Below are 12,537 nucleotides of genomic sequence, written 5' to 3'. Positions count from 1 at the left end.
GCCGGCCTGCGGGGTGACGTCGGCGATCAGATTCAGTTCGACGGTGCCGAGCTGAGTGCGGTGCCGAGCGTCGGGTCGAGGTACAGCGGCGCCGTGTTCGGCTTGCCCGCGAAGTTGAACAGCCCGCTCAGGTCGCCGGCCGTTGCGTCGAACGAGCCGCCGCCGATGCGCTGGCCGCCGAGCCAGTTGTCCTCGATGAAGCGGACGACCGAGGCCTGGTCGACCAGCGTGTGGTCGACGTAGTTCTGCTTCGCGTACGGCGAGATCACGACGAGCGGAATCCGCACGCCCGGGCCGCAGCGGCCGTTGACGGTGCCGCCCTTCACGCCGGTGGTGCCGCCCGTGCCGCACTTGCCGTTGCCGTTCACCTGGTCGACGGCGTCGGAGGATGCGCGGGTCGGGGTCGTGTAAGCATGGTCGTACCAGCCGTCCGAATCGTCATAGGTGACGATCACGGCCGTGTTCTGCCAGTCGGGCTGCTGCTGCAGGAAGTTCACGACCTTCGTCACGAACGCCTGCTCGTCGAGCGGATCCGAATAGCCCGCGTGCGCGTCCTGCGCGGCCGGGGCCTTCAGGAAGCTCACCGACGGATAGTTGCCGGCCTTGACTGCGGCGAAGAAGTCGTCGGAGTCGTACTGGTGGTTCGCCGGTTCGGCCGTCTTGCCGTCGGTTTCGAGGCTCGAGCCGATCGCGGCGACCGAGCTCGGCCGCGTGTGCTGCGGGTTCGCCGTCGTCGCGTAGTACTGGAACCAGTTGTGGTGCGGGATGTAGTCGGACGTCGCGGCATTCACCGCGGTCGCGACCGTGCTACGGGCGCAGCCCGTCGTGCCGTTGCCGTTCACGGTCGACAGGTTGAAGCCGCCCATGAAGCCGCCCCACGTGATCTTCGCGCCGTTCAGCAGGTCGCCGATGTTCTTGCCGGCCATCATCGCCTGGTCGGTCGTGCTCGAGCACACGTCGAAGCCCGGGTCGACGTCGTTGATCATCGTGAAGCCGCCCTGGCCGTCATTGATGTAGTACGACGACGCGGCGAGCGTCGACGGCTGCTTCGACGTCTTGACGATCTGCATCCCGTTGGTCTGGCCGGAGATCACGTTCAGCGCGCCCGGCGTCGACGGACCGTACGACGTCGTGTACATGTTGTCGCTCATCGCGAAGCGCTGCGCGTAGTTCCACAACGCGGTCACGGTGTTGCCGTCGAAGTAGCCCATCACCTGGCCCTTCGTGCCGAATGCGCCGGCGCCGCCGGACGAGCCCTTGCCCGTGTATTTCGGGAACAGGTCGGCGAGGCCGTTGTCCTCGGCCTGCTGCTCGGCCGTGTAAGCGTGGTTCTGGTCGGCGGTCGCGGCCTGCGTGCGGTCGAGGCGGAACGGGTTCGCGGCGTCGCTGCCGTTCGCGGTGTTCGTGAAGTTCGGATTGGCGGTCAGCAGCGTGCCGGTCAGGCCGTTGACGGTGGGCGTGCCGGCCGCCGCGGTGAACGCCGGTTCGCCCGTCGGGTTGGTCGCGTTCGGATAGGTGCCGAAGTAGTGGTCGAACGACACGTTCTCGCCGTAGATCACGACGAGGTGCTTGATCGGCGTGGTGGTCTGCAGCGCATCCTGCGACGACACCGAGGCCGCGGCCGGTGTCGAATCTTCGCTGCCGCCGCAGGCGAACAGCGCGAGGACGGCGCCGGCGCAGGCGGTGACGAGCATGGCTTGACGGAACATCGTGGAGGACTCCATTCGAGCGGGTCATGGAAATGATCGGCCCGGAACGGCAATGGGCGCGACGGTGAGCACGCGCATTGAATCAGTCCGGTATGAAGATATGGGGACGGAGTGGTTTCGCGAGCATTGCGTCGCGATATCGATTTCATTACGGGGACATTTGCCACGAAAGAAATGCGAAAGAAAGGCGGGCGTAATGCGTGCTGCCGGACGCGGACACGCTTGCCTGGAGGGCCGCGCAGCGCGGCGCACGCCGGCCCGGCCGGGGTACCGGGCCGGCGCGCTCCGAAAACGGCTTGCGGCGACTTTGACGATCAGATGACGGATTGTTGCGGTGAATCCTTCTACCGGCGCGACGATGGCGCCGCCCGGTCATCGGCCAGGCGCTTTGTCACGCTTCGACCGGCATCGCGCTCGTGCACTTGACCTCGTCGAGGCAGACGCTCGAATGCACGCCGCTCACGCCGGGCGTGCGCATCAGCGTTTCGAGCAGGAACGTGGACAGCCCTTTCAGGTCGTGCGCGACGACCTTCAGCACATAGTCGATGTCGCCCGTCACGGAGAAGCACTCCTGGATCTGCGCGAGATCGGAAACGAGCTTCTGGAATTTCGACAGGTCGCGGATATGGCCGCGCTCCATCGTCACATGCACGAATGCGGTGACGCCGAAACCGAGCGTCTCGGGGTCGAGCCGCGTCTCGTAGCGGCGGATTGCGCCGATCTCCTCGAGCCGCCGGTGGCGGCGCAGCGTCTGCGCGGGCGACAGGCCCACGGCCTTCGCCAGTTCGAGGTTCGACACGCGGCCGTTTTCCTGCAGGATCGCCAGCAACGCGCGATCGATTCGGTCGAGAACCGGTTCAGGCATTTTTGTTTCCTCATCTGTCTCCTGGATGCAATCTTATCTCATAATGTAGGGTTTGCATGAACGGCTTACGAAACCCGATTTCGTCGTCGCAACGCTAAACTGACCCCGGATTTTCGTGTGCGTTCGCAGCAATGCGGCCGCAGGCGGCAATCGGCGGCCGGTGTGATGGGGCCGCCGGCGGAGTTCGGGTGCCGCCGCACGAAGATTGCAGTCCCCAACCCGGCGGCTCCACGAACGGCAGCCGGCACAGCAAAACAGCGCCCGGCACACCGAGGCGCGCCGCTTCCACAGGGGGCGGAGAAAGTGGAGAAGACATGGTTTCTGGACACGAGAAGGACGGCCTGAAGCGCGGGCTGAAGAATCGGCACATCCAGCTGATTGCGCTCGGCGGCGCGCTCGGCACGGGGCTGTTCCTCGGCATCGCGCAGACGATCAAGATGGCGGGCCCGTCCGTGCTGCTCGGCTACGCGGTGGCCGGCATCGTTGCGTTTTTCATCATGCGCCAGCTCGGCGAGATGGTCGTCGACGAGCCGGTGGCCGGGTCGTTCAGCTACTTCGCGGACAAGTATTTCGGCCACTTCACCGGCTTCCTGTCCGGCTGGAACTACTGGGTGCTGTACATCCTCGTCAGCATGGCCGAGCTGTCGGCGGTCGGGATCTACGTGCAGTACTGGTGGCCGGGCGTGCCGACCTGGGTGTCCGCGCTCGTGTTCTATGTCGTCATCAACCTGATCAACCTGACGAGCGTCAAGTCGTACGGCGAGACGGAATTCTGGTTCTCGATCATCAAGGTTGCCGCGATCGTCGGCATGATCGGCTTCGGCGGCTGGCTGCTCGCGAGCGGCCACGCGGGCCCCGAGGCGAGCGTCGCGAACCTGTGGCAGCACGGCGGCTTCTTCCCGAACGGCGTGTCGGGCCTCGTGATGTCGATGGCGGCGATCATGTTCTCGTTCGGCGGCCTCGAGCTCGTCGGCATCACCGCGGCCGAAGCGGACGATCCGAAGCACAGCATCCCGCGCGCGACCAACCAGGTGATCTACCGCATCCTGATCTTCTACATCGGCGCGCTCGCCGTGCTGCTGTCGCTGTATCCGTGGGAGAAGGTCGTGACCGGCGGCAGCCCGTTCGTGCTGATCTTCCACGCACTCAGCAGCAACATGGTCGCGAACGTGCTGAACGTCGTCGTGCTGACGGCCGCGCTGTCGGTCTACAACAGCGGCGTGTACTGCAACAGCCGGATGCTGTTCGGCCTCGCGCAGCAGGGCAACGCACCGAAGGCGATGATGTCCGTGAACAAGCGCGGCATTCCGCTCGTGGCGCTCGGCACATCGGCGCTCGCGACCGGCGTGTGCGTGCTGATCAACTACTTCATGCCCGGCAAGGCGTTCGAAGTGCTGATGGGGCTCGTCGTGTCGGCGCTCATCATCAACTGGGCGATGATCAGCCTGATCCACCTGAAGTTCCGCCAGGCCAAGCGTGCTGCGGGACAGCAGACGTTCTTCCGCAGTCTGGGCTATCCTTTCACGAATTACCTGTGCCTGGCGTTCATGGCCGGCATTCTCGTCGTGATGTACCTGACGCCGGATCTCCGCCTGTCGGTGTACCTGATCCCGGTGTGGCTCGCGGTGCTCGCGATCGGGTATCGCTTCCGTCAGAAGAATGCCGCGTATGCGCTGAACAACCGCGCATCCGCACGCTAAGGCCGGCCAGGTGCGCGCAAGCGCACCTGGCGCCGGCGGCAGCACGCGCCGGCGCCCGCAGCAAGACTTTTCATCCAACGAGACCGATAAAGCCATGTTCGAACACATCGACGCGTATCCCGGCGACCCGATCCTGACGCTCAACGAGAACTTCCAGAAGGACCCGCGCGAGCAGAAGGTCAACCTGAGCATCGGCATCTATTTCGATGCCGAAGGCCGGATTCCCGTGATGGACGCCGTCCGCGAAGCCGAGACGGCGCTGCAGCGCGAGATCGGCCCGAAACCGTACCTGCCGATGGTCGGCATGGCGCCGTACCGCGACGCGGTGCAGGCGCTCGTGTTCGGCGCCGATCACCCGACGCGCGCGGCGGGCCGCATCGCGACCGTGCAGACGCTCGGCGGCTCGGGCGCGCTGAAGGTCGGCGCGGATTTCCTGAAGCGCTACTTTCCGGACACGCAAGTGTGGCTGAGCGACCCGAGCTGGGAAAACCACCGCTTCATCTTCGAGCGTGCGGGCTTCACGGTGAACACGTACCCATACTACGACGAGGCGACGGGCGGGCTGAAGTTCGACGCGATGCTCGCGGCGATCAACACGCTGCCCGCGCGCAGCGTCGTGCTGCTGCACGCGTGCTGCCACAACCCGACCGGCGTCGATCTCGACGAAGGCCAGTGGCAGAAGCTGATCGACGTGATCGAGGCGCGCGAGCTGCTGCCGTTCGTCGACATGGCGTACCAGGGCTTCGGCGCGGGCCTCGACGCGGACGCGTTCGCGGTGCGCGAAATCGCCCGCCGCGGGCTGCCGGCGCTCGTCGCGAATTCGTTCTCGAAGAACTTCTCGCTGTACGGCGAGCGTGTCGGCGGCCTGAGCGTGATCTGCGAGGATGCCGCCGCGGCGGACCGCGTGCTCGGCCAGCTCGCCGGCGCGGTGCGCTCGAACTACAGCAACCCGCCGATCCACGGCGCGAAGATCGTGTCGGCCGTGCTCAACACGCCCGCGCTGCGCAAGCAGTGGGAAGAGGAGCTCTCGGCGATGTGCCGCCGGATCGCGCGGATGCGCCAGTCGATCCACGACGGGCTGCGCGACCACGTCAGCGGCGAGGCGCTCACGCGCTACGTGAAGCAGCGCGGCATGTTCACGTACACGGGCCTCACCGAATCGCAGGTCGACGCGCTGCGCGAAGTGCACGGCGTGTACATCCTGCGCTCGGGCCGGATGTGCGTCGCGGGGCTGAACGACTCGAACGTCGGCATCGTCGCCGATTCGATCGCGAAGGTGCTGAAGAGCGGCGTCTGAGCGCGACAACGCACGATCCCGCGCCACGTGCGCGGGACCCTGTCAAACCGGCTGTCCTCGTTGCGGGGGACAGCCGGTTTTTTTGTGCGGCGGCGCGCATTGCGTGAGCGTGCATCTGTCGCGGCTGCGTGCGCGGCGGTACGATGCGCGGGTTGATCGTGAAGATCGTCCAGTCGAGGAGCGTCCCGGGAATGAGCATTCGAATCGTGCAGCTAGGCTCGCCGCGCGCGGCCGGCGAGGGCCTGCGGATCGGCACGGTGCGGCGTCCGCCGCGCGGCGTGCCGAAGACCGAGTTCGCGTCGCGCAACTATTACGACGTGTGGCTGCCGACGCTGTCGCCGACCCCTGAGCTTGTCGCGCAAGCGCTGCATGCCGAAACCGACGCCGACTGGCGCGCGTTCGCGCGCAAGTTCCGCGCGGAGATGAATCACGGCGATGCGCCGAAGGTGCTCGACCTGCTCGCGGCGCTGTCGACGACCACGCAATTCTCGATCGGCTGCTACTGCGAAAACGAAAGCCGCTGTCATCGCAGCATCCTGCGCGAACTGCTCGCCGAGCGCGGCGCGGCGATCGAGCCGGACGCATCCTGACGCAGCGCGCCGCAGGGCGCGGGTGGCGTGGGGCATGACGCAGGCGGCACCGTGGTGCCGTCGCGCAGGCCAGACCGCCAGCCGACAGCGTGGCGCCGTCGCGCAGGCCAGACCGTCAGCCAGCACCGTGGCGCCGTCGCGCAGACCAGACCGCCAGCCGACACCGTGACCCTGTCGCGCAGGCCAGACCGCCAGCCGACACCGGTCACGCCGACGCTGCAGCGGGCGTGTCAGGCGCCGCCCACGGCGGCAGGTCGGCCCAGCCGAGCGGGCCGTAGACCGTGCCGCCCGCCGATTCGACGGTCTCGACGAACGCCTGCAGCGTCGCGCCGCCCCATACGAGCAGCGTGTTGGCGTCGAGGAAGTTCTCGCTGCGCAGCCACGGCGCCGCGCCGCGATTGATCTGCTCGACGCTGTACGCGCCCCCGTGCCGCCCGGCCTCGGGCGGAAACAGCAGCGACGCTTCGAACGCGACCTTCAGCACCTGCGTGCGCGAGTCGCTGTAAGGCGGCTTCGCGACATCCTGATACGGAACCGCCGCCCAGCTCTCGCCGCATTGCTCGTCGAGCGGCAGACACGTGAAATACGCCCACGGCGCGCGCACGAAACACAGCCGGTAGAGATCGCGGGCGCCGTCCAGATTCGCTATCAATGCCATTGCTTGCCCTGTGCAATTCGCTGCCCCGTATGCCGGCGCGCCCTGCGCGCGGGGCGTTCGCGCAATCCGGATCAATCGGAGCCGACCTGCGGCCGATCGCGCCCGAGCGTGCCGGTATACATCCTTTGACCGCACGGCGGCCGCCTCGTTGACCGGCGTCACGCGGTGCGCGCCGGACCGGTGACTCACTTGACGTGGGTCAAGCGCGCGACGGCGCACGACTCTATGCTCACCTCATGGACGCGTCGGGACGGTGACAGGCAAGCCGATGCAATGCTGCATGACGGTCGTTTCGGTGCGGACGGCGGGTCGGGCGGCGACGATGCGGCGCGCAAGCCGCGGGAGGCGCAGATGACGCTGTCGGGCAACATCCGGGAAGGCGACTGGACGGTCGAAGTCGACACGCGGCCGGACGTCGAGGGTGGATTTCGCTGCCGCGTGCGCGTCGAGCACGGCGACGGCCCGACCCGGTTTCACCACGCGTTCGAGCACGGCCATGCGTATCCGACGGAGCGCGAGGCGGTGCTCGAAGGGCTGCGGGCGGGCATGACGTGGATCGAGCTGAAGCTGTCGCAGGTGTTCAACGTATAGGCAGGGAAACACGAAATAACGGGAACGCGCACGCGGGGGCGTGCGTGCAACGCGCGGCGGGATCGCGCACGATGCCGGTCGGACTGCGGCCGGCGAGAACAGGCCACGCAGTCGTACAGGAATCTTCGCCGTTTCGCAGCGATGCGGGCGGCGCATACAAGGCGGTCGGCGCGAGGGCGGCCCCGTCAGGAGAAACAACATGGGCGTGGGAATGCAGATCGCCTATTTCGGGTTCGCCGGTTCGGCCGCGCTGGAAGCGGAAGCCGGCGCGCAACTGGTGCGCCTCGATCGGTTCCGCGCATTGATCAGCGGCTGCCATCTGGCGATCGAGTCGCGCTCGGCCGGCGCCGGCCGGCGCGCGTACGACGTGCGGCTCGACCTGATCACTCGCAACAACGAGCTGAAGCCGGTCCCGCACTGCGTCGGCGACGACGCGAACGAAGCCGTGCGCTGCGCGTTTGCGCAAGCGGAGCGCGAGTTGATTGCGTGGCAGGTCGGCGCGCCGAACGGGCCGACGCCTGGCGCGCATGCGGCGCGTTGAGTCGCTACACGCGCGCGAGCCCTTCCGCGTCGAGGATGCGCACGCGCTTGCCGTGCGTTTCGACGAGCGATTCGCGGTGGAACCGGGAGAACATCCGGCTGACGGTTTCGAGCTTCATCCCGAGGTAGCAGCCGATTTCCTCGCGCGTCATCCGCAGATTGAACTCGGACGCCGAATAGCCGCGCGCCTGGAAGCGCGACGACAGGTTCAGGAGGAAATGCGCGACACGCTGTTCCGCCGACATCGTGCCGAGCAGCAGCATCTGGCTGGATTCGCGGACGATCTCGCTGCTCAGCATCTGGTACAGGAAGTGCTGCATCGACTTCATCTCGCGGCACGCGGCCTCGAGCGGGCCGAACGGGATGATGCACACGACGCTGTCCTCGAGCGCGATCGCGTCGCAGCAGTGCTGGCCGCCGCCGATGCCGTCCATGCCGAGCGTCTCGCCGGCGATCTGGAAACCCGTCACCTGTTCGCGGCCGTCGCGGTGCACCATCACCGTCTTGAACGAGCCCGCGCGCACCGCATAGATGCTCTGGAACGGATCGTCCGCGCGGAACAGCGCGTCGCCTTGCCGGACGTGGCGGGTCGTGCAGATGATCGCGTCGAGCCGGCCGTACTCGGCCGCCGTCAGGTGCGGCGGCAGGCACATCGAGCGCATCGCGCAGACCGAGCAGCGCGCGGCCGGTTGTTTGGGGGCGTCGGCGCGCGCGACCGCGTGCAGCGGGATCGCCGGCCGCGGCGCGACGGGCGTGGCGGCTGCGCTAACGGAAGCTGAGGACATGATGCAACTCCGGCACTTTCAGGGCAGGTGCACGCGACGCGCGTGCACCAGGGATTCGATCACGTGGCATGCGGCGTCGAATTCGGCGGTCTTGTCGAAGAAGTAATCCGCACCGGCCGTCGCACAGGCCTCCCTGAATGCCGGCGCCGAGTGATTCGTCAGCACGATCGTGACGACGCGCGGCGCGGACTTCGACAGCGTCCCGATCAGATCGAGACCGCTGCCGTCCGCGAGCCGCAGGTCGACGATCACGACATCCGCCTGGCACCGGCGGATGTGCGCCCACGTACCCTGGCCGTCTTCCGCTTCGCCCACGACGTCGACGCCGCGGATCGCGCCGACGAGCAGCGCGATCCTGCGCCGAACGGCGACGGCGTGATCGACGAGAAACACCCTGAGCGCGGCGGGTGACAGGCTGGCATTCATGAAAGCCAGTATCGCGTTGCGCCGCCGGAAAGGAAATCGGCCGAATTGGAAGTTTGCGTAGGCGGGTTCGCCGCGTTGTAGGGTTTTTCCTACAACGCGGCCCGCAGCGGGGCCGCATGACGGCGGCGCGCGGGGCGCCGCGCTGCCGGGTTCAGGCGCCGCCTCGCGCGCCGGTTGCGTCGAGTGCGTCACGCGCCGTGCGGCACGCGGCGAGATCCCAGGCCGCGCAGCCGACGCTCTTGAACAGCGGCGGCCCGCAGCGCTCGAACGTGCCGCGCAGCACGTCGGCGAGCGACGCGACGGTGCGCCAGTCGACCTGCGCGAGGATCAGGTCGCCCGCTTCGTGGCGCGCACCGGCCGGGTCGTCGACGACGAGCCGGCTGTTGCGCACGGTGCCCGCGTCGATTTCCGCGGCGTCGGCCGTGAATGCGCCGACGCCGACCACGAGCCGGCCTTCGCGCGCCGCTTCGCGGTAGACCGGCGTGCGGCTCGTCGTCAGCGTGACGACGACGTCGATCGTGTCCGGAATCGGCGCGTCGGGTTCGACCGGCGTGAGCAGCGGCGCATGCGCGCGATGGGCCGCGCAGAATTCGGCGGCACTGGCCGCGCTCGTGCCGCGAACCGACAGGCGGGCAGCGGGGAAGATCGCCGCAAGCGCTTCCGCGTGATTCGCGGCCTGCTTGCCGGTGCCGATCAGCAGGATCTCGCGTGGCGCGTCGCCATGCAGCGCGTGGATCCCGAGCGCGGTGATCGCGGCGGTGCGGCGCCCGGTGACCGTCGGGCCGTCGAGCACGAAGCGCATTTCGCCCGTGACCGCGTCGCACGCGATGACCTGCCCGAGGATCGTCGGCAGCCCGCGCGCGCCGTTGCCGGGACACACGTTGACGAGCTTGTGGATCGCGAGATCGCGCGCGCTAGACGGCATCGACAGCATCACGCCGCCCGCCTGCAGCGGCACGACCAGGCGCTCCGGACTGATGATCTCGCCGGCCGCGTACTCGACGACGGTGTACCTGAGCGACGCGAGCAGCGCCGGATAGTCGAGCAGCGCGGCTGTCGCGGCCGCATCGAAAACGGGAGTTTGGGGAAGGGCGGTCATCGTGTGCGTCGGAACGTCGGGTGAGCGTGGACGGCCGGGCGACCAGTGTGCCCGGTGCGGGGTGGCCAGATACCGCGAAACAGGCAGCCTGGATCGAATCTATACCAGCAGCTGGCGGAATGACAAGCCAGAAAATAAAGCGGGGTGGCGATTTTGGTTCTATTATCAGTCCAACAGAGTGCGGCGGTCTGCCGGTCTGCATGACGCAGGCCGGGCGGCGTGCCGCTCCGGTATAGTGCGAACCCATTCCGATCCACGACCAGAACACCCGGCAGGAGCTTCACGATGTCGTCCGCGCGCCCCGAATTCCTCGAAGGCGGCTTCCGGCCGCTGCAAATCTACGAGCAGGTCGCCGAAAGGATCCGCGACGAGATCCGCGCGGGGCGCTACGCGCCCGATTCCCGGCTGCCGTCCGAACGCGAGCTCGCGGCGCTGTTCAAGGTCGGCCGGCCGGCCGTGCGCGAGGCGCTTGGCGCGCTGCAGAACGAAGGGCTGGTGTTCACGAAGCGCAATTCGGGCACCTATGTCGTGCCGGCGCCGCTCGACGTGCTCGCGCAGGCCGGCCGCATGCGCAGCGCGGCCGAGGCGGACGTCAGCCCGACCTCGACGCTCGACGTGCGGCTGATCCTGGAGCCCGCGATCGCCCGTCTCGCGGCCGCGCACGGCAGGCCCGACCCGGCCGCCGAAGGCTATCTCGCGCAGATGGAAACGATCACCGACATCGACGACCCGCGCCAGCGCGCGCTGTGGAACGAAAGCGACCGGCTGTTCCACCGGCAGATCGCGCTGATGACGGGCGACGCACTGCTCGTGAAGATCGCCGACGAAGTCGCGAAGACGATGGACCAGCCGCTGTGGAAGCGGCTGAAGGACGACGGAATCTACGACGCGGGCCGGATCCGGCTCTACGTGTCCGAGCACCGGCTGATCTACGAGGCGATCGTGTCGGGCGATGCCGATGCGGCGGCGTTCTATGTCGAGCAGCATATCCGCCGCGTACGCCGCGACATCGCGCCGAAGTGAGCGGTTCGGCGGTCATCTGGTTCCGGACTCGACCAGATGATCGACCATTATTTTTGAAACTGCTTGCGCAGTGACCACGCGTATCCTACATTGGTTTAACTAAAAACCAATCAGGAGACATCATGCGTACTCTCGTCACTGCACTCGCCGTGGCTGCGGCCGTCGGCGCGCTGACTTCCGCGCACGCGCAGGAAGTCGTCACGATCGGGCATTCGGCGCCGCTCACGGGCCCGCAGGCCGCCAACGGCAAGGACAATGAAAACGGCGCCCGCCTCGCGATCGAAGAACTCAACAAGGAGAACCTGAAGGTCGCCGGCAAGACCGTGACGTTCAAACTGGTTTCCCAAGATGACCAGGCCGACCCGAAAGTGGGCGTGCAGGTCGCGCAAAGTCTCGTCGACAAGGGCGTCGTCGCGGTGCTCGGGCCGTACAACTCCGGCGTCGCGATCCCGTCGTCGGCCGTGTACAACACCGCGGGCGTGCCGATCCTGCCGGTCGCGTCGAACCCGGCGCTGACGAAACAGGGCTTCAAGAACATCTTCCGGATCGGGGCGAGCGACGAGCAGCTCGGCGGCACGATGGCCGTGTTCGCGGCGAAGACGCTGAAGGCGAAGACGGCCGCGATCATCGACGACCGCACCGCGTACGGTCAGGGCGTTGCCGAGCAGTTCCTGAACGTCGCGAAGGCGAACGGCATCCAGGTCGTCGACCGCGAGTACACGAACTCGTCGGCGACCGACTTCCTCGGCATCCTGACGACGATCAAGGCGAAGAACCCCGACGTGATCTTCTTCGGCGGCTATGCGGCGCAGGGCGCGCCGATGGCGAAGCAGATGAAGCAGCGCGGGCTGCGCGCGAAGCTGCTCGGCGGCGACGGCATCTGCTCGGCCGACATGGGCAAGGTGGCGGGCGAAGCCGCGTCGATCGTCTACTGTGCGCAAGGCGGCGTCGCGCTCGACAAGACGGCGGCCGGGCGCGAGTTCCTGAAGAAATACCACGACACGTATCACGCCGACACGCAGGTGTACGCCGTGAACTACTACGACGGCGCGAAGCTGCTCGCGGACGCGATGGTGAAGGCCGGCACGACGACCGACAAGGCGAAGCTGATCGCGCAGCTCGCGAAGTCGAACTACAAGGGCGTCGCGGGCACCTATTCGTTCGACGCGAACGGCGACCTGAAGGGCGCGCCGACGACCGTCTACGTGATCCGCAACGGCTTGCCCGTGCCGTATGGCGAGTGACCGGCGTGTC

The 12,537-nt window shown here is 67.4% G+C and carries 13 protein-coding genes; 7 read left to right on the top strand and 6 right to left on the bottom strand.

What is annotated here, in order from left to right:
- Nucleotides 1-32 precede the first annotated feature (32 nt).
- Nucleotides 33-1,709: a phospholipase C gene (locus ACV229_RS01805; protein ID WP_448081399.1), complete on the bottom strand. Its 1,677-nt coding sequence runs from the start codon at nucleotides 1,707-1,709 to the stop codon at nucleotides 33-35.
- Between the two features lie 391 nt (nucleotides 1,710-2,100).
- Entirely contained in the window at nucleotides 2,101-2,574 is a 474-nt protein-coding gene (locus ACV229_RS01800) for an Lrp/AsnC family transcriptional regulator (RefSeq protein ID WP_448081398.1), read from the bottom strand.
- A 314-nt stretch (nucleotides 2,575-2,888) separates the two neighbouring features.
- Here ACV229_RS01800 and ACV229_RS01795 point away from each other — a divergent pair, with 314 nt between their 5' ends.
- The 3 genes from ACV229_RS01795 (at nucleotide 2,889) to ACV229_RS01785 (ending at nucleotide 6,161) form a co-directional block, all read left to right on the top strand.
- Nucleotides 2,889-4,274 carry an amino acid permease gene (locus ACV229_RS01795; RefSeq protein ID WP_448081397.1) on the top strand — a complete coding sequence of 462 codons (1,386 nt, stop codon included), beginning with the start codon at nucleotides 2,889-2,891 and terminating at the stop codon, nucleotides 4,272-4,274.
- A gap of 94 nt (nucleotides 4,275-4,368) precedes the next feature.
- Nucleotides 4,369-5,571, top strand: a complete 1,203-nt coding sequence (locus tag ACV229_RS01790) for an amino acid aminotransferase (protein WP_448081396.1) — start codon at nucleotides 4,369-4,371, stop codon at nucleotides 5,569-5,571.
- Between the two features lie 191 nt (nucleotides 5,572-5,762).
- Nucleotides 5,763-6,161 (top strand): DUF488 domain-containing protein, encoded by a 399-nt coding sequence (locus tag ACV229_RS01785; protein ID WP_448081395.1) that lies wholly within the window; start codon nucleotides 5,763-5,765, stop codon nucleotides 6,159-6,161.
- A gap of 205 nt (nucleotides 6,162-6,366) precedes the next feature.
- Here the strand turns inward: ACV229_RS01785 and ACV229_RS01780 are convergent, their stop codons facing one another.
- Nucleotides 6,367-6,819 (bottom strand): hypothetical protein, encoded by a 453-nt coding sequence (locus ACV229_RS01780; protein WP_448081394.1) that lies wholly within the window; start codon nucleotides 6,817-6,819, stop codon nucleotides 6,367-6,369.
- 351 nt (nucleotides 6,820-7,170) lie between these two features.
- Between ACV229_RS01780 and ACV229_RS01775 the strand changes: the two genes are divergently transcribed.
- Together ACV229_RS01775 and ACV229_RS01770 are read left to right on the top strand one after the other, a co-directional pair.
- Nucleotides 7,171-7,410: a UDP-glucose 4-epimerase gene (locus ACV229_RS01775; protein WP_448081562.1), complete on the top strand. Its 240-nt coding sequence runs from the start codon at nucleotides 7,171-7,173 to the stop codon at nucleotides 7,408-7,410.
- Between the two features lie 199 nt (nucleotides 7,411-7,609).
- A complete protein-coding gene (locus ACV229_RS01770) occupies nucleotides 7,610-7,951 on the top strand; it encodes a metal ABC transporter ATPase (RefSeq protein WP_448081393.1) in 342 nt (113 codons plus the stop codon).
- A gap of 4 nt (nucleotides 7,952-7,955) precedes the next feature.
- Here ACV229_RS01770 and ACV229_RS01765 read toward each other — a convergent pair whose 3' ends face one another.
- The 3 genes from ACV229_RS01765 to lhpI all read right to left on the bottom strand — a co-directional run bounded on the left by ACV229_RS01765 (nucleotide 7,956) and on the right by lhpI (nucleotide 10,260).
- Complete coding sequence (locus ACV229_RS01765; RefSeq protein WP_448081392.1) at nucleotides 7,956-8,735, bottom strand: helix-turn-helix domain-containing protein; 780 nt, start codon at nucleotides 8,733-8,735, stop codon at nucleotides 7,956-7,958.
- Between the two features lie 18 nt (nucleotides 8,736-8,753).
- Nucleotides 8,754-9,161, bottom strand: a complete 408-nt coding sequence (locus ACV229_RS01760; protein ID WP_448081391.1) for a response regulator — start codon at nucleotides 9,159-9,161, stop codon at nucleotides 8,754-8,756.
- 151 nt (nucleotides 9,162-9,312) lie between these two features.
- A complete protein-coding gene (gene lhpI / locus ACV229_RS01755) occupies nucleotides 9,313-10,260 on the bottom strand; it encodes a bifunctional Delta(1)-pyrroline-2-carboxylate/Delta(1)-piperideine-2-carboxylate reductase (RefSeq protein ID WP_448081390.1) in 948 nt (315 codons plus the stop codon).
- Nucleotides 10,261-10,545: 285 nt separating this feature from the next.
- Here lhpI and ACV229_RS01750 point away from each other — a divergent pair, with 285 nt between their 5' ends.
- Both ACV229_RS01750 and ACV229_RS01745 read left to right on the top strand, forming a co-directional pair.
- Nucleotides 10,546-11,283, top strand: a complete 738-nt coding sequence (locus ACV229_RS01750; protein WP_448081389.1) for a FadR/GntR family transcriptional regulator — start codon at nucleotides 10,546-10,548, stop codon at nucleotides 11,281-11,283.
- A 122-nt stretch (nucleotides 11,284-11,405) separates the two neighbouring features.
- Entirely contained in the window at nucleotides 11,406-12,527 is a 1,122-nt protein-coding gene (locus ACV229_RS01745) for a branched-chain amino acid ABC transporter substrate-binding protein (RefSeq protein ID WP_448081388.1), read from the top strand.
- The last annotated feature ends 10 nt before the right edge of the window (nucleotides 12,528-12,537 follow it).

This window comes from Burkholderia sp. MR1-5-21 (assembly GCF_053427715.1).
This window is presented reverse-complemented; position numbering and strand designations above follow the sequence as displayed.